This window comes from Lysinibacillus sp. G1-3 (assembly GCF_056322905.1).
Genome location: NZ_JBWHYQ010000016.1, coordinates 126,855 through 150,792, shown reverse-complemented (window position 1 = coordinate 150,792; position 23,938 = coordinate 126,855). Strand labels below are relative to the sequence as shown.

20 protein-coding genes are annotated in these 23,938 nt (G+C 37.5%); 8 read left to right on the top strand and 12 right to left on the bottom strand.

Annotated features, from left to right (window positions below):
• The first annotated feature begins 55 nt into the window (after window positions 1–55).
• Window positions 56–565 carry a PCYCGC motif-containing (lipo)protein gene (locus ACVYAD_RS17860; protein WP_349660354.1) on the top strand — a complete coding sequence of 170 codons (510 nt, stop codon included), beginning with the start codon at window positions 56–58 and terminating at the stop codon, window positions 563–565.
• 35 nt (window positions 566–600) lie between these two features.
• Here ACVYAD_RS17860 and ACVYAD_RS17855 read toward each other — a convergent pair whose 3' ends face one another.
• Window positions 601–1,140 (bottom strand): hydrolase, encoded by a 540-nt coding sequence (locus ACVYAD_RS17855; protein WP_476427342.1) that lies wholly within the window; start codon window positions 1,138–1,140, stop codon window positions 601–603.
• Window positions 1,141–1,754: 614 nt separating this feature from the next.
• Here ACVYAD_RS17855 and serC point away from each other — a divergent pair.
• Window positions 1,755–2,843, top strand: a complete 1,089-nt coding sequence (gene serC / locus ACVYAD_RS17850; RefSeq protein ID WP_349660356.1) for a 3-phosphoserine/phosphohydroxythreonine transaminase — start codon at window positions 1,755–1,757, stop codon at window positions 2,841–2,843.
• Between the two features lie 220 nt (window positions 2,844–3,063).
• Here the strand turns inward: serC and ACVYAD_RS17845 are convergent, their stop codons facing one another.
• From ACVYAD_RS17845 to ACVYAD_RS17835, 3 genes are read right to left on the bottom strand one after another with little or no spacing between them, the layout of a single operon-like run.
• Window positions 3,064–3,486 (bottom strand): transcriptional repressor, encoded by a 423-nt coding sequence (locus ACVYAD_RS17845; RefSeq protein WP_197143382.1) that lies wholly within the window; start codon window positions 3,484–3,486, stop codon window positions 3,064–3,066.
• Window positions 3,483–4,346: a metal ABC transporter permease gene (locus tag ACVYAD_RS17840; protein ID WP_349660358.1), complete on the bottom strand. Its 864-nt coding sequence runs from the start codon at window positions 4,344–4,346 to the stop codon at window positions 3,483–3,485. Before ACVYAD_RS17840 ends, ACVYAD_RS17845 begins: the two co-directional genes overlap by 4 nt.
• A 13-nt stretch (window positions 4,347–4,359) precedes the next feature.
• A complete protein-coding gene (locus ACVYAD_RS17835; protein ID WP_349660359.1) occupies window positions 4,360–5,106 on the bottom strand; it encodes a metal ABC transporter ATP-binding protein in 747 nt (248 codons plus the stop codon).
• Between the two features lie 307 nt (window positions 5,107–5,413).
• Between ACVYAD_RS17835 and ACVYAD_RS17830 the strand changes: the two genes are divergently transcribed.
• Window positions 5,414–5,650: a Nif11 family protein gene (locus ACVYAD_RS17830; protein ID WP_079563463.1), complete on the top strand. Its 237-nt coding sequence runs from the start codon at window positions 5,414–5,416 to the stop codon at window positions 5,648–5,650.
• A gap of 120 nt (window positions 5,651–5,770) precedes the next feature.
• Here ACVYAD_RS17830 and ACVYAD_RS17825 read toward each other — a convergent pair whose 3' ends face one another.
• Together ACVYAD_RS17825 and ACVYAD_RS17820 are read right to left on the bottom strand one after the other, a co-directional pair.
• A complete protein-coding gene (locus ACVYAD_RS17825; RefSeq protein ID WP_349660360.1) occupies window positions 5,771–6,664 on the bottom strand; it encodes a deoxyribonuclease IV in 894 nt (297 codons plus the stop codon).
• A 12-nt stretch (window positions 6,665–6,676) separates the two neighbouring features.
• Window positions 6,677–7,978 carry a DEAD/DEAH box helicase gene (locus ACVYAD_RS17820; protein WP_349660361.1) on the bottom strand — a complete coding sequence of 434 codons (1,302 nt, stop codon included), beginning with the start codon at window positions 7,976–7,978 and terminating at the stop codon, window positions 6,677–6,679.
• An 836-nt stretch (window positions 7,979–8,814) separates the two neighbouring features.
• Between ACVYAD_RS17820 and ACVYAD_RS17815 the strand changes: the two genes are divergently transcribed.
• The gene (locus ACVYAD_RS17815; RefSeq protein WP_386827538.1) at window positions 8,815–9,870 is read left to right on the top strand and encodes a 2,3-butanediol dehydrogenase; all 1,056 of its coding nucleotides are present in this window, start codon (window positions 8,815–8,817) and stop codon (window positions 9,868–9,870) included.
• 141 nt (window positions 9,871–10,011) lie between these two features.
• Here the strand turns inward: ACVYAD_RS17815 and kdpC are convergent, their stop codons facing one another.
• The 4 genes from kdpC to kdpA all read right to left on the bottom strand — a co-directional run bounded on the left by kdpC (window position 10,012) and on the right by kdpA (window position 14,878).
• The gene (gene kdpC / locus ACVYAD_RS17810) at window positions 10,012–10,662 is read right to left on the bottom strand and encodes a potassium-transporting ATPase subunit KdpC (protein WP_476427341.1); all 651 of its coding nucleotides are present in this window, start codon (window positions 10,660–10,662) and stop codon (window positions 10,012–10,014) included.
• A gap of 11 nt (window positions 10,663–10,673) precedes the next feature.
• A complete protein-coding gene (gene kdpB, locus ACVYAD_RS17805) occupies window positions 10,674–12,737 on the bottom strand; it encodes a potassium-transporting ATPase subunit KdpB (protein WP_476427340.1) in 2,064 nt (687 codons plus the stop codon).
• Window positions 12,738–12,752: 15 nt separating this feature from the next.
• Complete coding sequence (locus ACVYAD_RS17800; protein ID WP_476427339.1) at window positions 12,753–13,091, bottom strand: hypothetical protein; 339 nt, start codon at window positions 13,089–13,091, stop codon at window positions 12,753–12,755.
• Window positions 13,092–13,174: 83 nt separating this feature from the next.
• Entirely contained in the window at window positions 13,175–14,878 is a 1,704-nt protein-coding gene (gene kdpA / locus ACVYAD_RS17795) for a potassium-transporting ATPase subunit KdpA (RefSeq protein WP_476427338.1), read from the bottom strand.
• 611 nt (window positions 14,879–15,489) lie between these two features.
• Here kdpA and ACVYAD_RS17790 point away from each other — a divergent pair.
• From ACVYAD_RS17790 to ACVYAD_RS17775, 4 genes are all read left to right on the top strand, one after another.
• Window positions 15,490–18,207, top strand: coding sequence for an ATP-binding protein (locus ACVYAD_RS17790; protein ID WP_476427337.1), 2,718 nt, complete (start codon window positions 15,490–15,492; stop codon window positions 18,205–18,207).
• A gap of 132 nt (window positions 18,208–18,339) precedes the next feature.
• Complete coding sequence (locus ACVYAD_RS17785) at window positions 18,340–19,044, top strand: response regulator transcription factor (RefSeq protein WP_476427336.1); 705 nt, start codon at window positions 18,340–18,342, stop codon at window positions 19,042–19,044.
• A gap of 753 nt (window positions 19,045–19,797) precedes the next feature.
• Complete coding sequence (gene vrrA / locus ACVYAD_RS17780; RefSeq protein WP_349660368.1) at window positions 19,798–20,340, top strand: VrrA/YqfQ family protein; 543 nt, start codon at window positions 19,798–19,800, stop codon at window positions 20,338–20,340.
• Window positions 20,341–20,413: 73 nt separating this feature from the next.
• A complete protein-coding gene (locus ACVYAD_RS17775) occupies window positions 20,414–21,382 on the top strand; it encodes a 4-hydroxy-3-methylbut-2-enyl diphosphate reductase (protein ID WP_349660369.1) in 969 nt (322 codons plus the stop codon).
• A 43-nt stretch (window positions 21,383–21,425) separates the two neighbouring features.
• Here the strand turns inward: ACVYAD_RS17775 and ACVYAD_RS17770 are convergent, their stop codons facing one another.
• Together ACVYAD_RS17770 and ACVYAD_RS17765 are read right to left on the bottom strand one after the other, a co-directional pair.
• Window positions 21,426–22,127, bottom strand: a complete 702-nt coding sequence (locus ACVYAD_RS17770) for a response regulator (protein WP_349660370.1) — start codon at window positions 22,125–22,127, stop codon at window positions 21,426–21,428.
• A gap of 186 nt (window positions 22,128–22,313) precedes the next feature.
• Window positions 22,314–23,894, bottom strand: coding sequence for an ATP-binding protein (locus tag ACVYAD_RS17765; RefSeq protein ID WP_476427348.1), 1,581 nt, complete (start codon window positions 23,892–23,894; stop codon window positions 22,314–22,316).
• Window positions 23,895–23,938 lie beyond the last annotated feature (44 nt).

Here is a 23,938-nt window from a genome sequence, read left to right as displayed (position 1 = left end):
TTTCAACGAACAATGTTATAATGGGCGTATTGTAAACATATAGGAGGCGCTTTTGTTGAAAAAACTTCTATCTATTTTTGCTTTGTCGTTATTAGTGTTAAGTGCTTGTGGTGAAGATAAACAAGCTGTTGAAAAAAATCAGAATGAAGCACAAAAAGAAGCTTCACACGAAGAACATGCACATGCTACTGGAGATATTCAGGAGGAAACTTCATCAGCGGATGTTTTACCATCGTTTTTAAACAATAAATCAGAAGATATTCGCTTAGTGTATCAAATCGCTGGACAATCTACAGAAATTTTAGAGTGGATGCCCTGCTATTGTGGCTGTGGCGAATCAGCTGGACATAAAAGCAATTTAAACTGCTTTATTGAAGAAAAACGAGAGGATGGAACAATTGTCTGGGATGATCATGGTACCCGTTGTCTCGTTTGCCTAGAAATTGCTGTACAAGCTGCAAAGATGCATAAAGATGGTATGGACCTCAAAGAAATTCGTCAAACAATTGATAATAACTATAAAGAGGGCTACGCAAAACCAACTCCGACTGATATGCCTGCTTAATAACAAAAAACTCATCGTTATGATGAGTTTTTTTGTTATTTAACGAGTTGTAACACTGTTTTAAAATGTGGATGATCTGCACGCTGCAATAACTCGTATAAAATCATTTCCACGCTTGTTGGTAAAATTCCAAGAGCCTTCATCTTCTCAAGTCCTACCTCTTTATTGGCCTTTGTCCGAGACGACACTGCATCAGCAACCACTTCAACCTCAAACCCTTGCTCTTTTAGCTGTCGAGCTGTTTGGTAGACGCAAATATGTGTTTCGATACCTGTCACGATAAATTGAGAACGACCACTTGCCTTCAATGCATCTATAAACTCGTGTTCCTGGCATGCACTAAAAGCCAATTTAGCGATAGGTTGTTGCTCTTTAATATGCTGAGCAATTTCTAACGCTGTCCCACCTAAACGACTAGGATTTTGTTCAAGCCATAAAATCGGTATCTCCAATGCTTCCATAGCTTGTACCAGCTTGGCCACATTTTCAATCACCGCTTCACTTTCATCAACAATTGTCGCTAACTTCCCTTGTACATCAACGACAACTAAACACGCCTCTTCTATTGTAAACATCAAAACACCCCTTAAATCCATATTCACAGTTCATTATACCGAAAGTTACTGGGTTTTGTGAAAGGTTAGAAAAATATCGTCCTTTCAGTAGACCACCCTTCACGATATTTAATCTACACCATCTCTGGGCTCAGACCTCACCCACGCAATGTGTCCTTCTGAGGAGGAATATGCAAGTGAGTACATATTTGGGGAGGAATTATTCCTCACATAAACAAACACGAACATTTTATAATTTCACCGATGAAGCAATGTATTAAATCACGAAGTATTAACTCATATTGACATATCTATATGTCTATTTGTTCGTGTTTAATCTTCAATATCGATTATAAATTTAACTCAATTTTGTACATTTTGTTGCGAGCCTGTCATTATTCTGCTCGAATAGTGAGAATTTTATTTTTTCTCTTGAAAATTGAGTTATAATCCAGTAAAGTGCTTTTATCCGCTTTAACGGTCGGTATATATTTCTAAGTTCTTAAATGCAAAAGTTTGCTAGATGATATTGAACTGACTGTAAAAGCATGATAGATTCATCAACCAATTAGTAGGAACTAAATAACCTATGAATAAGGTTTAACCTTATAAAACCAAACAAGGAGTGTACCACTTTGACACAACGTGCATACAATTTTAACGCAGGACCATCTGCCCTACCACTAGAAGTATTAGAAAAAGCCCAACAACAATTAGTAAACTTCCGTGACTCAGGCATGTCTATTATGGAAATGAGCCACCGTAGTGCCATTTTCGATGAAGTACATAATGAAGCAATTGCTTTATTGAAAAAGCTTTATGCTATCCCAGAAAACTATGAAGTCCTTTTCCTACAAGGTGGAGCTAGTCTTCAATTTACGATGATTCCAATGAACTTCCTTCAAGCAGATCAAAAAGCAAGCTACGTATTATCAGGGTCATGGTCTGAAAAAGCAATCAAAGAGGCTAAATTATTTGGTACGCCTGTAGAAGCTGCGAGTACAAAAGAAAATAAATACCGTAATATCCCTGCTTTAGCGGATATTCAATACAATGAAGAGGATGCATATTTGCATATTACTTCAAACAATACGATTTACGGTACACAATGGAAGGAATTCCCTGAAACAGGAAATGTACCTTTAATCGCGGATATGTCTAGTGATATTCTTTCTAAACCAGTTGATGTAAGTAAATTTGGTCTTATTTATGCAGGGGCACAAAAAAATCTTGGTCCATCTGGGGTAACAGTAGTTATTATTCGCAAAGATTTGTTAGAGAAAGCGAATAAAAACATTCCTACAATGTTAAAATATTCAACGCATGCTGACAGCAACTCTTTATACAATACGCCACCAACTTTCGGTATCTATATGTTAGGTGAAGTATTAAAATGGGTAGAATCAAAAGGCGGCGTTGTAGAAATTGAGAAGCACAATGAGTTAAAGGCAAAAGTCATTTATGATGCCATTGACAATAGCAACGGATTCTATAAAGGCCATGCAACACCAGAAAGCCGTTCTTTAATGAATATCACTTTCCGTGTTACTGACGAGGAGCTAGAGAAGCAATTCCTTGCTGAAGCAAAAGCAGCAGGCTTTGTTGGACTTAATGGACACCGTTCTGTAGGAGGCTGCCGTGCTTCTACTTATAATGCTGTACCGTTAGAGGCTTGCGAAGCATTACGTGACTTTATGGTAGAATTCCAACAAAAACATCAATAATAAAAAAATCGACGAATGATTTATTTAAAATCATTCGTCTTTTTTATTATTTGCGATCGAAGTCAAATTTCCATGATATATCTTTTCATAGGATAAGAGCAATAATAGTCAAGAGGCATTAAAGCTCCTAGTAGTACAACATAGTTATGATAAAAGGGGTAATTCCTAGTGAAACCTCACTTGGAATTACCCCTTTCTTTAAGTATTATCATCTCAAATTTTACAAAGCTTCAGGTTTACACTCGGGACATTTACCGTAAATCTCAAATTTATGGTTTTCAATTTCATAGTCTGGCAGCTTTTCTCCAAGCATTTCCATAGGGCAGAGATTTAGTTCCTTCACATTGCCACAATCCATACAAATAAAATGATGGTGATGATGTTCAGATTCACAATGCATACGGAAATTCCGCTCCCCTGATAACTCAGTTTCATCCAGTATTCCTAGCTTCACAAACGTTGAAAGGTTGCGATAAATCGTATCGAAACTCATACCTGGAAAATCTTTTTTCAAAACACCTAATAAATCTCGAGCAGTTAAATATTTATCTGTTGCTGCAAACATATCTAATATTAACTCCCGCTTGTCTGTTTTTTTATAGCCGTTTTCTTTTAAAATTTCCCACGCTTTAGAAACGTTCACTGCGCTACCTCCTCCCGTTTTGTAGCCATTTTATATACTATTTTCTTCACTAGAATAACAAGTAACAAAATTAAGATAGAAGTAACGACAATTGTACCACCAGGTGCTAAATCTAAATAGAAAGCACTAACTAAACCGACTAACACAGCCGCTTCGCCAAAGACAATTGCATAGATGATTGTTTGCTTAAAGCCCTTTGCAAGTCGCATTGCAGCAGCCACTGGTAACGTCATAAGTGATGATACAAGTAAAATGCCGACGATGCGCATACTTGCAGCAATAACAAGCGCTGTAACAATCATAAATAAAAGATGAATCCAGCGTGCAGGTAGACCGCTAGCTTTTGCATATTCCTCGTCAAAAGATAAAACAAAGAGTTCCTTGAAAAAGATAAACAAAAAGATAATGACAACAACTGCAATCCCTACTACTACCCATAAGTCCTGACGTGATACAGCTGACACCGAACCAAATAAATAGCTCATTAAATCGGTGCTAAAGCCGCTTGCAAGCGAGATAAAGATTGCACTAATACCAATCCCACCTGACATAATGATCGGAATAGCAAGCTCTTCATAGTGCTTATATACACGTCTTAGACGCTCAATTAAAATGGAACCGCTGACAGAAGCCAGTATACCTAAGTAAATTGGATTTAGCATTGCCAAGGCTGTAACAGATTGACTGATATATAAGCTTCCCGCTATACCTGCCAGTGTCACATGTGATAAGGCATCAGCAATAAGTGAGAGCCTTCGAACGACAATAAAAACACCTAGCAGCGGTGCCAATATGCCAATAACTAGCCCAGAGAAAAAGGCATTTTGTAAAAATTCATAGTTAAATATTGCTTCAATCATTAGCCTTCTCCTTCTAGTGAATCTTTCTCACAGAATGACCGTACCAAGCATCAAGCGCATCGTGAGAAATTGTATCAAATTCATTTTTGTAACCGTGGAAGTGGATAGTTTGATTTAAACATGCTACATGACTGATACGGTTGGACACTGTATCCACATCGTGTGTAACAAGAATCATTGTAATTCCCTGTTCCCGATTCAATTTCGCCAGCATATCATAAAAGGACTGCACATTCTCGTGATCAATGCCGACAGTTGGTTCATCTAATACTAATAGCTTCGGTTCACTAACTAACGCCCTTGCAATAAAGACACGTTGCTGTTGCCCACCAGATAACTCTCCAATATTACGATTCATAAATGCTTCCATTCCAACAGCTTTTAATGCTTCTAAGACGTTTTCCTTTGCATTTCGTCCAGGTCTTTTAAATAAGCCTAATTTTTTGGATAATCCACTTTTCACAACTTCTTGTACGGTTGCTGGAAACCCTGAATTGAAGGCATTCGATTTTTGTGACACATACCCAATCCATTCACGATGCTTAAAAGTCGTACTTGGTTCACCAAATAGTTTAATTTCTCCAGACATTGGTTTTAGTAACCCTAAAATAATTTTTAATAATGTAGATTTCCCAGAACCGTTCGGACCTAGAAGTGCTAAAAAATCTCCCTCTTCCACACGGAAAGAGATATTTTTTAATACTTGTGTATAGTCATATTGAAATGACACGTTTTCAATATCAATTAATGATGCTTTCATGTATGTTCTCTTCTTTCTAATTCAAAATCATTACGATTTAACAAGTTGTAAGTATAAATGAAAGTACAGTTTTTGTAAAGAAAATAAGATTTTCATAACGTGTGGTTGATTTCCGTTCCTATTGGGCGCATCAATCTCCACTCCAATCAACTTAAATACATGGCATACGTTTTAACAAATGGTATCCACAACTTTTGGTGATGGCCAGAAAATAAGATTTTATTGTGAAGGATTTCATAGCTGTCACGACGTTCACAAGAATGATTTTGTTTTAAAAAAGTAAACAACTTTAAAAGGAGGATTAGCTTTGAGTATTCAATTTTTACAGCAATTAACACAAAGTAGTGATAAGGAAATTGTTGCGATTGCACGTTCTGAAGGTTTTGAAATTACTACTTCTGAAGTAAAAAAACTCCGGCCTTATTTGGAGCAATTCTCATTTTCATGGCTCTTTTTAGGTATTCCAAAAGATATTCTTGTAGAGGTTGAAGCTGTATTAGGTAGAAAGCGTTCTAGACAACTAATTGCATTGTTTACGAAATAATCAATTTCACCTACTCATACTTATAGCTGACGTTGTACTTTAGCTACAATTACTTTTACTAAATAAAAATAAAATAGCCCGAAATCAGTACTCATGCAGCTGATTTCGGGCTTATTTATTCTATCCTCTTAGAGCGTCGATTAACTCTGGTTTAAACTCTCCATTACGAAGCATTTCAATTTCATGTTTATAAGGAGCCGATTTTGATTTGGCATCACTATTTAATGCGACAAATGGTGTTTCTAGGATTTTAGGAATCTCCATTAATTGCGGATGATGGACAACATACTTTAATGCATCAAAGCCAATATGACCGAAGCCAATATTTTCGTGACGGTCTTTTCCTGCACCACGAACATTTTTAGAATCATTGATATGCAAGACTTTGATACGGTCAACACCTATTAATTTATCAAACTCATTTAAGACGCCATCAAAATCTTCTACAATATTATAACCAGCGTCATGCGTATGGCACGTATCAAAGCATACTGAAAGACGTTCATTATGTGTTACACCATCTATAATTTTCGCAAGCTCTTCGAAAGAACGACCACATTCAGTTCCTTTTCCCGCCATTGTTTCTAATGCGATTTGTACCGGGTAATCCTGTGACAATACTTCATTCAAACCTTCAATAATTTTGGCAATCCCTGCGTCTGCTCCCGCTCCAACATGGGCACCCGGATGCAACACAATTTGTGTTGCTTCCAAAGCCGCTGTTCGTTCGATTTCAGTTTGTAAAAAGTCTACACCTAGGCGGAAAGTTTCAGGTTTTTCAGTGTTCGCAATATTAATAATGTATGGAGCATGAACAACTATATTTGTCATGCCATGCTCTTTCATGTGTAGTAAACCGTTCATAATATTAAGGTCAGCAATTGACTTACGACGAGTGTTTTGAGGTGCTCCTGTATAAATCATAAAGGTATTTGCCCCATACGATAGAGCCTCTTTACTTGACCCGAGTAGCATTTCTTTTCCACTCATTGAAACATGTGATCCAAGTAGCATTTGAAAGCCTCCTTATTTTTTACCGCGAGCTTTTAAGCGACGTTCACGCTTTTTAATTTTTTCCATTTCCCATTTCATATTACGTTTATAGCCTGGTTTTACTTTTTTCGGCTTACGTACTAATGATTTAGCTTTCGCATCGATTTCATTTTCATGCTTCACACGATTTTTACGTGCATGACGCTCTTTTAATTCAGACCATTCGCCATTTTTTACGTCTTTTTGAACAAATGGAATGCCCATTTTCTCAACACGTACTACTGCATCCTCATCTGATGGCTCAAACAATGTGATAGCCGTTCCTTTATTACCTGCACGGGCTGTACGTCCCACACGGTGAACAAAGAATTCTAAGTCCTCTGGAATTTCGTAGTTAATGACATGTGAAATTCCTTGAATATCGATACCACGCGCTGCAAGATCTGTTGCAACGATATATTGATAATCTAAATCTCGAATTTGCTTCATCATCTTCTTACGATCACGCGGACTTAAATCACCATGTATTTGACCACAGCGAATCCCGTTTTCATTTAAGTAGCCTGCAACTTGCTCTGCAGTTTTACGTGTGTTAGTGAAAATGACAGCTAAAAATGGATTGATTCCTTCAATCACTTCCAACAAACGTTTGTTACGTGATTTAGAACGCACTGGTACAAGCACAAAGTCAATTCCTTCTGCGACCGGGCGTTTATCATTCATATGGATATGAACAGGTGCTTCCATATATTTTTTTAAGAAAGGCTGAAGCTTTTCTGGAATTGTTGCTGAGAATACAAACATTTCAAGGTTTTCTGGCATTTGGGAAGCAAAACCATCGATTTCCTCTATAAAGCCCATATCGAAGGCTAAATCTGCCTCATCAACAACTAAAATTGGCGCCGTATGCACAAATAACGCTTGCGCTGAAACGAGATCACGAATACGTCCTGGCGTTCCGACAACAATTTGTGGTTGCGTTTTTAACTTATCAATGGAGCGTTGTTTGTCCGTACCTCCAATAAATAATTTCGCTTGAATCGTTGTTCCTTCTATTAATTGATTTAACGCATCAAAAATTTGTTGTGCAAGCTCACGTGTAGGTGACGTAATAATAGCTTGTACTTCCTGCTTGTCAGCATTAATTCGTTGCACTATTGGAATTAAAAAACTATGTGTTTTTCCTGTTCCTGTATGCGCTTGTCCGATTGCACTTTTTCCTTTTAATAATAGCGGAATGATTTCCTTTTGAATCGGCGTTGGTTCTGTAAAGCCAAGTTTTGCAATTGCGTCCTGCAAAAATGGCTGAAAATTATAATCAGTATATTTTGACATAATTCGTTCCTCCTAACATCTTTCACATTGTATCATGATTCGAACTCCAGGTATATTAACGTCCTTTTATCTCAAGCATGAACAGAATTTTATATTTTTATCATGGCTGTAGCAAAGCCCTTATCAAAGTTACTCGAAATGCAGTAAATATGCAATAAAAAATCCGCTCAGCCCAGTAGACAGAAGCCCCATTTTGTGAGGAGTTTCAAAACTGTCTCGTTTCCTCTATGGTGAGCTTCTATCATAATTTAGTCTATTTTATTTAGTAGTTAAACATAATTTTAATACTATTTTGATTCTATCTGATTATATTTATGTGAGGAATCATTGATTTTTCATGGAGAGTGGTGAATGCTGCAGAATTCACCACTTGAAGTTAAATCAAAATTTTTTAGGCACTTGTGCTGACTTTTGGAAAAAATCTTTTATCACTAAGCGATAAAAGGATTTTTTTTATTGCTATTTGCTAATATTCCCTCATTTTCAACTGATTGTAGCGGATTGCTACTCGACTCCCGTGGGAAAGCGAGACAGACGAGACCTTGCACGGAGCGAGCGTTTTCTGTAGCGAAAGCACAGCGGCAGCTACAAAGCGAATTTCCCGTAACAGAAATCAGCCTTCTCGAATTAATTTAAATGTATAAAAATGGTTAATCAACACATCTGACACTTTGTTTTATATTTAATATTTTGTCGACAAGCAGAAAGCACCATAATGCTGTTGGAGAAGCTATGAAAATAAGTATTATTTATGTCAATTCATTGTTAACTAATGCCTTACAGAATTACCATATGTTACGATAAGGATGTAAGATACTAGAGGAGGTTGACTTATCATGAAAGCAGCAAGATGGTATAAAGCAAAAGACATCCGTGTAGAAAACATTGAAGAACCAGTAATCGCACCTGGAAAAGTAAAAATTAAAGTTCATTGGACAGGGATTTGTGGTAGTGATTTACATGAATACGCAGCTGGCCCAATATTCATTCCAGTGGAACAACCTCACTATGTAAGTAAAGATATTGCGCCAATTGTTATGGGCCATGAGTTTTCTGGTGAAGTAGTAGAAATTGGCGATGGTGTTACAAAGGTACAAGTTGGAGATCCTGTCGTTGTAGAACCTATTCTTGCGTGTGGCGAATGTGCCGCTTGTAAAAAAGGGAAATATAATATTTGTAAGCATTTAGGATTCCACGGTCTTTCTGGCGGTGGCGGAGGTTTCTCTGAATATACAATGGTAGATGAAAAAATGGTACATAAAATGCCTGAGGGTCTTTCCTATGAACAAGGTGCACTAGTTGAACCAGCGGCAGTAGCATTACATGCAGTTCGCCAAAGTAAACTAAAAGCTGGCGATACTGCAGCTGTCTTTGGTACTGGGCCAATCGGTCTTCTTGTTATCGAAGCATTGCGAGCAGCTGGAGCAGCGGAAATTTATGCGGTAGAACTTTCAGCAGAGCGTGCTACTAAAGCATTAGAGCTTGGCGCTACAGCCGTTATTAATCCTAAAGATGAAGATGCAGTAGCTCGTCTACATGATTTAACAAATGGTGGCGTAGATGTTGCATTTGAAGTTACAGGTGTTCCTGTTGTATTGCAGCAAGCAATTGATTCAACAACATTTGAAGGTGAAACAATTATCGTTTCTATTTGGGAAACAGACGCTTCTATTCTACCGAATAATATCGTACTAACAGAGCGTTCTGTTAAGGGTATCATTGCTTATCGCGATATTTTCCCAGCAGTTATGGAATTAATGAAACAAGGCTACTTCCCTGCTGAAAAACTTGTGACAAAACGAATTGCTCTTGAGGAAGTCGTAACAGAAGGCTTTGAAGTACTAATGAAAGAGCGAAACCATATTAAAATCCTTGTAAATTCACAAGCATAATATATAGAGAGACAGGTAGAGAAAATAGTTTCTCTACCTGTTTTTGATTTGTTAAAATGGTTTCCTCTTATATAGAAGTCGCCCAGTCGTAACGAAGATCAACTTTTCACGGCATACGTTTTAACATAAGCATCCCAACGTTTATTTACGAGCAACTTTTCCCTCTATTTTTTTCATAATATCCAGATTGGCCATAAGGTAGTTCACCTTATTCTCTCCAAATATCCCTAATGCACGTTCTTCCGTATTAGTTTCTATAATTTTTTCAATCTCACCCTCCGAAAGCCCACTTGCTTGGGCAATACGCTCGACTTGTATTTCTGCAGCCTTCACACTGATATGTGGATCCAATCCTGAACCTGAAGCGGTCATTAAATCAGCAGGTATATCTTGCCGTTTTACGGATGGGTTTGCTAGTAAAAACTTCTCGATATCTGCTTCTATCCGTTTTTCCAATTCTGGATTAGATGGTGCATAGTTAAACGTTCCAGAGCTAACACCACTATAATTCACCCGACCCGCTTCGTCTGGTATCGTATCCTCTTTCATATAAACGTTATAGTTAACAGATGAGACACGCCCCCAGAAATATTCTGGTGCCGTAAAAGCTTGACCGATTAATTCTGAGCCAACAGCTTCACCATCCGTCTCTATTAAACTGCCATTTGCTTTGTGATGAAACAACCCTTGGGCTAATGCAGTCACTGCAAATGGGTATATAAAACCACATAAAACGAACATTGTTAGTGTGATGAGTATTGCTTGCTTTGAGTTTTCAAAAAACTTTCGCATGTAACTTCCTCCTATAACCCAAATGTATGGAATAGTGGTCCAACTAATAAATCAATCAACTTAATACCAATAAAGGGAGCAATAATACCACCTACACCATAAACGAGTAAATTTTTATTTAATAATTTTGCAGCACTCATCGGCTTATACTTGACGCCTTTCATTGCAATTGGTATTAACAATGGAATAATGACCGCATTAAAAATTAAAGCAGAAATAATCGCACTTGTAGGTGAATTGAGATTCATAATGTTTAATGCACTCATCTCAGGCACAGCAACCATTAACATAGCTGGGATAATGGCAAAATATTTTGCGATATCGTTTGCAATACTAAATGTTGTTAAGGCACCCCGAGTCATCAGCAATTGCTTCCCAATTTCTACAACTTCAATAATTTTAGTTGGATTTGAATCTAAGTCGACCATATTAGCAGCTTCCTTCGCTGCATTCGTTCCGGAATTCATGGCAAGCCCTACATTCGCCTGTGCCAGTGCTGGCGCATCGTTCGTACCGTCACCAGTCATAGCTACAACTTTACCTTGTGCCTGCTCATCTTTAATAACTTGAATTTTATCTTCTGGCTTACTTTCTGCAATAAAGCTATCTACTCCAGCTTCCTTTGCGATAGCTGCTGCAGTTAGTGGATTATCTCCTGTACACATAATCGTTTTAATACCCATTGCTCGAAGCTGATCAAAGCGGTCCTTGAGTCCAGCTTTTACGACATCCTTTAGGTAAATAACACCTAAAATTTTATCGTTTAACGCTACTACAAGCGGTGTTCCACCAACAGAAGATACTTGCTGAATCAGCTGTTCCATATTTGTAGGAATGTTATAACCTGCATTCATGCTTTCTTTTTTTATCGTATCATAGGCTCCTTTTCGAATTTTTGTACCATCCTTCATATCCAATCCGCTCATACGTGTCTGTGCGGTAAATGGAATATGTTCGCTTGACTTGATAATGCTTTCTTCGTCGTCAGTATTCACTCCTAATTCACAAGCAAGTGACAAAATTGATTTTCCTTCAGGTGTATCATCTGTTAAAGAACTAAGCCATGCAGTTTGAATCAACTCTTTACTTTCCACCCCTTTTACTGGGAGAAATTCAGCTGCCATGCGATTGCCATAAGTAATCGTTCCAGTTTTATCTAATATTAAAGTATCCACGTCTCCACACGCCTCTACGGCTCTTCCAGACATCGCGATAACGTTAAACTGTGTAACTCTATCCATTCCTGCAATACCGATCGCCGACAATAATCCTCCAATTGTTGTAGGAATTAAACAAACTGTCAGGGCTATTAATGTTGATATAGAAATCGGAACATTTAAATAAGTTGTCATTGGATAGAGTGTCACAACAACTAATAAGAAAATAATTGTTAAGCTTACTAAAAGTGTATTGAGCGCTACCTCATTTGGCGTTTTTTTACGACTGGCTCCCTCGATAAGCGTAATCATTTTATCTAAAAACGATTCCCCTGGCATAGAGGTAATTTCGATCATCAGCCAATCACTCGTAACCGTAGTGCCACCTGTCACTGATGAAAAATCACCACCTCGCTCCTTTACAACAGGAGCAGATTCACCCGTTATTGCCGATTCATCTACTGTTGCAATCCCATCTATGACTTCCCCGTCATTTGGAATAACCTCTCCTGCCTGAACTAAAACGATATCGCCCTTTTTTAACTCATGTGCCTGTTTAAGGATTTCTGAACCATCACTAAGCAAAACACGAGCCTGTGTCACTGTTTTCGTCTTTTTTAAAGTTTGAACCTGCGCCTTCCCCCGTCCTTCTGCAATCGACTCAGCAAAATTAGCAAATAGAATGGTAACAAAAAGAATGACAGCGACAATCGCATTATACAATCGGTCATGTTCTCCTACCTCGTTACTAAATATATTCGGAAAAAGTGTTAATAACAGTACGAACATAAACCCTATTTCAACTACAAACATAACAGGATTTTTCACCATATATGCTGGGCTAAACTTCTTTAAAGCGTCAATCATAGAGCTTTTAAACACAGTGCCCGTAATAAAACTTTTTCTTGCTGTTTCCATAAGTGTCTCTCCTTATTAAAAATCAATTTCGCCTTGGCGTAATTGTTGCTGTCGCTTCGCTTTCGCACAGAAAACATTTGTTGCTGTCGCTTCGCTTTCGCACAGAATACATTTGTTGCTGTCGCTTCGCTTTCGCACAGAATACATTTGTTGCTGTCGCTTCGCTTTCGCACAGAATACATTTGTCGCTGTCGCTTCGCTTTCGCACAGAATACATTTGTTGCTGTCGCTTCGCTTTCGCACAGAATACATTTGTTGCTGTCGCTTCGCTTTCGCACAGAAAACATTTGTTGCTGTCGCTTCGCTTTCGTACAGATAAACAATGCGTCCGGATTTTGAATTGTGCACGCACAATTTATACCTTTCAAAATCCTTGACATCCGCCGGAGGCCAACACGATGTTGGTCACTCAGTCGTCGCCACAGGACGTGGCGTTCTTAAACTGAATGAAGATAAAGTTGTAAGTGCTCTGTAATTGGCCCAAGAGCTAATGCTGGTAAAAACGTTAGAGCACCAATCATTAAAACGATAGCAACAAGTAAAAATGTAAAGGTTGTATTATCCGTTTTCAATGTTCCCACCGAATCACTATGAAACATTTTTTTAGCAAGTAAAGACGCTATAGCTAGTTGAATAATAATCGTCAAATAACGTCCAAAGAACATTGCAAGCCCTGTCGTCACATTCCAAAATGTTGAGTTGTCGGCTAATCCTTCAAAACCTGAGCCGTTGTTCGCAGAGGCCGATGCAAATTCATATAAAACTTGTGATAACCCATGTGCACCTGGATTCGTTATGCCTGCTACCCCTGCTGTTGTTGTAACTGCAAGTGCTGAAAATAGTAGGATAATAGCAGGATGGATCAAAATGCAAAGAGCAATTAACTTCATTTCCTTTTCTTCAATTTTCTTGCCTAAAAACTGAGGTGTTCGACCAATCATTAAACAGGCGATAAAAATTGTCAGTAGCACATACATCATCATGTTCATCAGGCCGACTCCTTTGCCTCCAAACACAACATTAAGCATCATATTAAACATCGGGATAAGACCACCAAGCGGTGTTAGTGTATCATGCATATTGTTAACAGATCCCGTTGTAAAAGCTGTAGTCACTGTTGTAAACAACGCTGATTGCGCTACCCCAAAGCGCATCTCTTTTCCTTCCATACTTCCAAGTTCCTGCGAAATTCCGAGCTCACTAATGATTGGATTACCCGCTCTCTCAGCCACATACACAGTCACCAATCCGACTAGGGACAGCACACTCATCGCCGCAAAAATGGATAGCCCTTGTTTGCCAAATATCGTTTTCTCTTTTCTATGTGCGACCATTAAACTAAATGCAACTATACAAGCACCAGGTAATAACATCATAGATAGCATTTCCACAATATTAGAAATGACTGTTGGGTTTTCAAAAGGCGTCGTTGAATTCGCTCCATTAAAACCACCACCATTAGTGCCTATATGCTTAATGGATTCAAGTGAAGCTACAGGCCCAAGTGCAATATCTTGAACTTTACCTTCTATTGTTTGAACAGTTTGATTCGCACTTAAGGTTTGCGGAGAACCTTGAGATACTAAAATAATGGCAACAACAATAGATAAAGGCATTAACACACGTGTAATAACACGAACAAAATCTACAAAGAAATTCCCTATAGTATCAGTTTTAGCAACAAGGCGACGGCAGAACGCCATACAAGCGGCATACCCAGTAGCTGCAGATGTAAACATCATATAGATAATGATTAACATTTGAGATAAATAACTAAGTCCTGATTCGCCACTATAATGTTGAAGATTCGTATTCGTCATAAAGGATATAATAGTATTAAACGAAAGTGTTGCTTCCATATTGTCAATATCATTTGGGTTTAAAAACAGCATAGCTTGAATGCGTAATAGAACATATCCAATAAACACCATAAAAGCGTTCGACAAAATTAACGAAAGTACATACTGTTTTCCAGTCATATCTACTTGCTTAATGCCACTTAATTTATAAATAACGCCATCAAATCTATCCATTATTGGATCAAGCCATGTTTTTTGTTGCATCGTCACCCGAAATAAATAGTGCCCAGTTAAAATGACGATCGGTAAATAAATAATTAATACGATGGCGATTTGCCACATATCGCAATACCTCCTACAAGCCTATTAATAGTTTTCAGGATAAAGTAATGCATGCCCTAAATAACCGAAAAGGAACACAAGTACAATCCCAATCAATTTCGCCTTGGCGTAATTGTGTCCGGATTTTGAATTGTGCTAGCACAATTCAAAATCCGTGACATCCGCCGGGGGCCAACACGATGTTGGTCACTCAATCGTCGCCACAGGACGTGGCGTTCTTAGACTGAGTTCCTCTATTTCAGAAGGTGTTTGGACACCCACTGAAAATGAAACACATCTACATTCATCTCACCACCTTCAGAGGTGAGTGTCTTCTACTGAATGAAGATAATAATCCACATTTTTATTCCCCCTTACTTCTCTTCTACTAGCTTAAAGCACCATGCGGTTAACGCATAAAGACATACAAAGCTTAAGATGAGTACGCCAATCATATAAAAGTCCAGCAATTCGAAACACCCCTTCTCTCTTTTGGATGCTATCATCATACTGACTTTCAAATTAATGTAGTGTTAGGAAATCGTTTTTTCTATTAAGAAACTATAAAGAGAGAAAATCTTAATACTTTCTTAATGGAAGATAGCGCTATAATACAATTGAGGTGAAAGAGGATGGAAAATACACGTCCAACTCCAGAGACGTTTTTAGCGAGGCTTCAACAGGAAGAACAATTTGTAGGGAAATTAAAAATCTTTCTTGGTTATGCTGCTGGAGTAGGTAAAACTTATGCAATGCTAGATGCAGCACATCAAGCACAAAAACTTGGTAAAGATGTGGTAGTTGGCTATGTAGAACCACATCCTCGTCCAGATACTTTAGCTTTACTTGAGGGACTAGAGCAAATCCCTACGAAAAAAATAATTTATAAAGGTAAACCTTTCCAGGAATTAGATATTGATGAAGTACTGAAGCGTAAACCGGAAATTGTCCTTATTGATGAATTGGCACATACCAATGTTCCAACGATGCGTCACAAAAAACGTTTTGGAGATGTAGAGGAATTACTTGCAAAGGGCATTCATGTATATACAACAGTAAATATCCAACATATTGAAAGTCTACACGATATTGTAGAGGAAATAACCGGAATAAAAGTGCGGGAGCGTATTCCAGATTATTTAATTGATCAAGCTGCACAAATAAAAATTGTCGATATTGAACCAGATGAGTTAATTCAACGCCTACAAGAAGGCAAAATTTATGTAAAACAACAAGCTGAAAAAGCATTGCAATCTTTTTTTCGTAAACAGAATCTAGTATCACTTCGAGAAATTGCACTACGAAGAGCTGCAGATACGATTAACTATAAACAGGTAAACAGCAGTGAACCTATGAAAAATCCTATACAAATCGAAGAGCATTTACTTGTTGGTATTAGTAGCTCTCCTACTAATGCCAAGGTTATTCGAACTGCCGCTCGACTTGCACAGGCATTACATGGAAAATTCACCGCTCTTTACGTACAAAACGTACAGGAGCATGATAAAAATAACGCAAATTCAGAACGACTTCAGCAGCATCTGAAGCTTGTTGAACAGCTTGGCGGCCATGTCGTAATCGTTCAGGAAGATGATGTAGCTGCTGCCCTTGCCAACTATGCACAAATTAGTGGTGTCACCAAATTAGTCATCGGTAGAACTAGTATGAGAAAAAAATGGTGGCGACCAAGTACAAAAATTAGTGATCGACTCAACGAATTTGTACCGAATTTAGCAATTCACATAGTGCCTGATCAGGAAAACGAACAATTCTATTTCCCTACTGTAAAAAATAAGTTGTCATTTGAATGGTTTGACTTATTAAAAATGGCTATAGTATTTGGCATAGTATCAGTTGTTGGGCTATATTTTTACAAAATTGGTGTAAGCGACTCGAACATCATCACTATCTACATTTTAGGTGTCTTAATTCTTGCCATTTGGTCATCAGGATGGATGATGAGCATTATTAGCTCCATCATAGCCGTACTGCTTTTTAATTACTTTTTTACAGAACCACGTTTTTCATTTAACGCCTATCATCGTGACTATCCGATGACCTTTGTTATCATGTTCCTTTCAGGAGTGATTACAAGTAGCTTAACAAAAAAAATAAAGGAGCAAACTATTGTAGCTGTTCGTAAATCTTATAGAATGGAAGTGCTCCTTGATACGAATCGCAGGCTTCAACATGCTAAATCTATAGAAGAAATCATTACTGAAGGCATGTCACAAATCGTTAAGTTAGTAGAAAGACCCGTTCAATTTTTTGAAATAGAAAATAATTTAATTGTGAACTCAATTTTTTTCCGTACTGAAAGCATATCTAGTATTGAAAATAATAAAATAGCTTCTTTCTTTGAGAATCCGAATGAACATGGTGTAGTAAGCTGGGTTATCAATAATAAGCATGTAGCAGGTGTGTCCACTGATATATTTCCTGAAGTGAATGCCTACTACTTACCGGTTATTTCAAACAGGAGTGTTAAGGGCGTTATTGGTATTGCACTGTCAAAACAATCACCATTACCTGCATTTGAGCGAAATATTTTGCATGCCATTATCAATGATTTTTCATTCGCCCTTGATAAATGGTATTTACAAAAACTCAATGAAGAAGTAGCTAGAGAAGCTGAAATGGAACAAATACGAGCAAACCTTTTGCGTGCAGTTTCTCATGATTTAAGAACACCACTAACTGCGATTTCTGGTAATGCAGATATATTACTATCAAATGCATCCCAAATTCGAGAGGATGAAAAAAGCAAAATATACGAGGATATTTATAAAAATTCGAAATGGCTTGTACAAATGGTTGAAAACTTACTTGCTGTGTCTAAGTTAGAAGATGGACAATTTGCTTTAGAGTTACAAATGGAACTTGTAGAAGAAATTATTCAAGAGGCACTAACACATGTTGTTCGTCTAAATAGTACCCATGAAATAACCTATCATATTGAACCTGAATTTGTATTTGCTTTAATGGATGCGCGACTTATTATTCAAGTTCTCATTAATATTATTGATAATGCATTGACCTATACACCATCAGGTAGTGTTATTACTATACGGGTAAAAGAATCTGAACATTTCGTACACTTTAGCATTTCTGATGATGGACCTGGCATTGATGATGCTATAAAAAGCAGCCTTTTTGAGCCATTTACTACTGGAAAAATACAACGTAGTGATAGTCGAAGAGGTCTGGGTTTAGGCTTGGCTCTATGTCAAACAATTTTAAAATTACATGGAAGTGAAATAACAGCTTCAGATAATAAACCAAACGGAACAATTTTTAATTTTTCACTGAGAAAAAGCTCTTTACCAAAAGTTAAGGATAACATTTATTAAATTGGGAGACTTTTTTTGGATCAGCGTCATAGGCGGGATTCTGATTAACCCCCTTTGTAAGCGCACAATCGCAACAGAAATAACTCCCATCCGCGTTATGGGGATGAGCTGAAAAAGGAGTAATGAAATTCGATGAATAAACGAATTCTAGTAGTAGAAGACGATGTAGCTATTGGAAATTTAATTAAAATGACATTAGCTACTCAGCAGTATGAATTCGACATTGCACGAGATGGTAATAGCGCTCTACAAAAGGCTCTTGCCATGAATCCAGACGTATTTATATTGGATTTAGGACTACCAGACATAGACGGTGTAGAGCTTATAACAAAGATTAGAAGCTGGACTCAAACACCTATTATTGTAGTTAGTGCACGTGGCGAAGAGCACGATAAAATCAATGCTTTAGATGCTGGAGCAGACGATTATGTTACAAAGCCCTTCAGTGTTGAAGAGCTTTTAGCCCGAATTCGAGTAGCTTTGAGAAGAATGTCGTTCGAGCATCAGCTAGAAAACGAACCCTCTGTTTTTGTAAATGGGAATTTACAAATAAACTACGCGGCAAATACTGTGTTTGTAAATGGGAAAGAAGTACATTTGACGCCTATTGAGTATAAGCTCTTGGTTGTTTTATCAAAGCATGTCGGCAAAGTATTAACGCATAATTTTATTTTAAAGGAAATTTGGCACAACATACTTCAATCGGATGTTCCAAGTTTAAGAGTTTTCATGGCTACTCTTAGAAAGAAAATAGAGGATAATCCAACTAACCCAAAGTTAATCCAGACACATGTCCGCGTTGGGTACAGAATGCTTCGTTGTCATGAAGAAGAATAGGATTTGACCTTTCTTAACTTTGCTAATCGCCATTGCTTTAAACAGGGTATTTATTATTGATAGACTTGATAAAAACGATTTTTTTGAAAATGATTATTACTTACTTCAGTAAAGGTATCAAGGTATTTATGCTGCTATTCAAGCATAGACCGTACTCAACAACATTTTATATTAACCTATGATGACCTAATTGATGAAGCTATCGCAAAAATTGAAGCATTATTGCATATTCTTGACATACAAAGAAGAGGATGTATCATTCATTTTTTAATGGGACATGAAGTTGTTAATGCTATTTGAAAGACAAGAAATACTTTGAACAGTTAGCTAGGATGCGCGATACTATAAAGAAGCAAATAGATGTAAATAAAGGCTATTACTAAAAAACGTGGTTTCTATTTTTATAACAGCCCTCTAATGCTTATGTCCCTCCTTCTAAACAGAGAGAATTTCACATAAATGAATTTGTAGAGAATATAGCGAGGTAATTCCAAATGTAAAAATTCCATTGGAACTATCTCGCTTTTTTGTGAGCCTTAAAACAGTGATGAACCTCTTAAATTTATTCATTTCTTCCTTCTGATCCCCCTTCTTCACTTAATGCCTTGCAACAGCATTAATTTCTTGATGGTCGCAGATTTACAATCGCCCTAGTTATTTTTTTGTGTGTCGAACGCTAACTTACCCTTCTGCATATCATATTTATAATCAGGTATGTCATCAATGATAAATCACTATTGAAAGGAGATCGTTATGGTATTTAGACCACCTTATCAGTTCCCAATGTATCCTGGTGGCATGGGGATGCCAAGAATGCCCATGCAAATGCCGATGCAAATGCCAATGCAAATGCCTCCACAGATGTCACCACAGTCCTTTTTCCCGCCCGGAGGCTTCCCAAATCAAGCACGAATGCCGGGTGGCTTTCCAATGTCTAGTGGAATAGGATCATTTGGAGGACAAATGCCAATGCCATCTATGCAGGAACCGTCAAAAATTGGTTCATTTCTACAACAGGCGAATAGCTTATTTAACTCAGCGAAAACATATACGCCTTACATTCAGCAAGCAATGCCAATGGTGAAAAATATTCCGTCACTTTTAAAATTGTATAAAGGATTTCAAGGTCTTCCTTCTGCAGGAGCTGCCGCAGGGGCTGGAGCAGTAGCAGCTGAAGCAGCAGCTAGTGGAGGAGGAGGTTCTAGCAAAAGTCGAACAGCTTCTCGAGAAAATACATCATATACGCCAGCTAATCCACTTCCGTCTAAGCCTCGTATTTTCCAGCCACCTATGTAAATGAAGGTTTCTTTGTATTCGCCGTTCCTGTCCGTTATAATGTAGATAGGTAAGCTTGAAAGGAGTCACAACCATGCAAGTATTAAAAATTAATCCACGTGGCTATTGCTACGGTGTTGTTGATGCGATGGTCATCGCTCGAAACGCCGCATTAGATAAAACATTACCAAGACCTATCTACATTTTAGGTATGATTGTGCATAATAAACATGTCACGGATGCCTTTGAAGCAGATGGCATCATCACACTAGATGGCGAGAATCGTTTAGATATTATTGAACAAGTTGAAACTGGCACTGTTATTTTCACAGCGCACGGTGTTTCACCTGAAATTCGTGAAATTGCGAAGCGAAAAGGCTTAGTATCCATTGATGCTACATGTCCTGACGTAACAGTTACACACGATTTAATTCGTGAAAAATCATCAAATGGCTATGATATTATTTATATCGGTAAAAAAGGCCATCCTGAGCCAGAAGGAGCTATTGGCGTTGCACCTGATCACGTGCATTTAGTGCAATCCTCCACTGATATTGATGCATTAAATTTAACGAATGATAAATTACTAGTAACGAATCAAACGACGATGAGTCAATGGGATGTCGCTCATTTAATGGATAGTTTAAAAGAGAAATTCCCACATATTGAGGTGCATAAGGAGATTTGTTTGGCAACCCAGGTACGTCAGGAGGCAGTTGCTCAGCAAGCCGGGGAAGCAGAATTACTTGTTGTTGTTGGTGACCCAAAATCCAATAACTCAAATCGTTTAACACAAGTATCTGTTGAAATAGCAGGTACACCATCTTATCGAATTTCAGACGTTTCTGAGCTAAAAATTGAATGGTTAAAAGGCATTAATTCCGTCGCTGTCACTGCAGGGGCGTCAACACCAACACCAATTGTAAAAGAGGTTATTTCATTCCTTGAGCAATTCGATGAAAATGATGAATCAACACATGACATTAAGCGTACAGTTACATTAGATAAAATTTTACCTAAAATTAAAACGCCAAAGCCTGTTGATAAAATTATGCCGTACTAACTGAAAAATCCTGATTGTCTGTTTCGACAATCAGGGTTTTTCATTATTTACTAAAATAATAGTTGACCGGACGACCAATGCCACCATAATGTACATCCATCGTAATTTCCTTTTGCTTTTCTAAATAATCTAAGTATCGTCTTGCTGTTACGCGTGCAATACCTACACCACTGGCAACTTCTTCGGCCGATGCTCCTTCTACAGATTGCAAATAGTGTACAACTTTCTCTAGTGTTGCACGATTAAAACCTTTAGGTAAACTTTTTTCCGAGCGTACGACATTTGTTTGCTGCACCTCATTATGCCCATCACGATAATGGAATAATTGATCGAGCTCCCCCTGTGTTAACTCACGCTCTGTTTGTATTTGCTTTTTGAAACGCAAATAATTTTCAAGCGTGCCTTGCACTCGTTCAAATGAAAAAGGTTTCATAATATAATCAAAGACGCCAAGATGCAGGACCTGTTTGACAGTTTCCATATCATTAGCAGCGGTTACCGTAATTACATCTACTGGTAATTCAAGTTCACGAATTTTTCGTAAGCTTGTCACTCCATCCTGCTCTGGCATGAAAATATCCATAAATACTAATTCTGGTTTAAGTTTTCGAATTTGAGCAATCCCCTCTACTCCATTTGAGGCTTGTCCAATTACTTCAAAACCAGCTATCTTCTCAATAAATTGGCGATTAACTTCTCGCACCATTGGATCGTCCTCTATTAATAAAACCTTTGTTTGTGTCACTGTTAGCCCTCCATACACTCTGTTCTATCTCTATATGTGTAAATTTTCACTAAAGTATGCTTCTAAAGAGAGTCACACTGTTCCCATAAATTATTCACTTCTACTTCAATTATAAATACTTAAATCCCTTAAATCCCCACTTCCTAGAACGTCAAATGAACCATTAGTAGTTGGGTAATACGCCTATTAAGTATGGTAAAAAGTTATTAAAAAGCTTGTTCCCTTATTCGGCTCACTTATGACTTCTATTTCTCCCTTTCCTTTTTGTACAATTTCTTTTATTAAATAAAGTCCAATGCCTCGACCTTTTTTCTCTTTTGTTGAATAACCGTTATCAAAAATATGTGATTTTACTTCATTTGTCATACCTTTACCATTATCTGTTACTAGGATTGCAAGCACATCCTCATCCTCATCAACAGAAACATGGATCATTTTTTCTTCAATTTGTACATCCTTTAATGCATCAAAAGCATTTTCAATTAAGTTACCAAATAAAATAACAAAATCATGATGGTCTAAATTGTTAGGAAATGTTGTCAAACGGCTTTCTCTATCAATTTCCAGTAGAATTCCCTGCTCTTTCGCATAGGAAATTTTACTAAGGAGAAGCCCTGAAATATTTTCATTTTTAATCCGTTCATTTAAAAAGTTTGTAATTTCATCGTGTTCTTCTTTTACTTGCGTTAAGTAAGTTAGTGCTTGTTCCTGATGTCCAAGCTGCAAAAGACCAGCAATTGTGTGCAATTTATTTTTATGCTCATGTGTTTGTACGCGTAATGCTTGTACGAATGCCTTAACACCCGTTAATTCCTCTGCAAGCTTTTTCACTTCTGTACGATCCTTAAACATGGCCACAGCGCCAACCGTTTTTCCATTAACTTGTATAGGAATACGATTACTCATAATACTGTGATCATTAATATAGAGCTCACGATTGAAAATAGGTTGATCTAGCTCCAAAATTTCCGGTAGTCGTGTATCCGGTAATATATCAAAAATTTTCTTCCCTATTAATGTTGATGGTTGTTTATGTACACCTAATATTTCACATGCTTTTTCATTAAATATTGTGATTGTCAATTCATTATCTATAGCAATAATCCCTTCATGCATTGCGTTAAAGGTTTCTGTTCGTTCTACATACATTTTAGCAATTTCATGAGGCTCTAACCCAAACATTTGCTTTTTCATATGAAGGCCTAACGTATGAGCCCCCCATGCACTAAAGAAAAGAGACAATAAGATTGTAATGATTAATTCTGTTTGAATCGATTGTAGTAACTCCGCAATTGTTAAAACACTATAGCCTACTACTACTACACCAATTTGTTTTCCTTCTTTACTCATAATCGGGACGAATGCTCGTATCATATCTCCATGTTCACCATGTGCAATAGATGTATAATAATGCTCAGAAAACGCTGCATTTAGATCACCTGATTGCGAAACTCGACCAATTTCTTCTGTTTTTGGATGTGAATACTTGCGCCTTTGCATATCAAGGACAACAATATACTGTGCTCTGTTTATATCACGTATTTCTTCCACTACAGGGTTAATGTGTTCCGTATCCTCGTTAAAATTATTATTAGCAATGTACGTTTTCAGCTCAGGAAGCTGTGATACTGTTTTTGCGACAAGCAGCGCCTGATTTCCAAGCTTATCCTTTTGTTCATTCATGACATACCCTAGCAAAAATGTACCACCTATACTAAAGGAGAGCATGAGAATAAAAAAAGTCAGAGACATAATTTTTCTCTTCATCGATAATTTTTGAAATTTCAAGATGTACGCCTCCCTCTTACTAT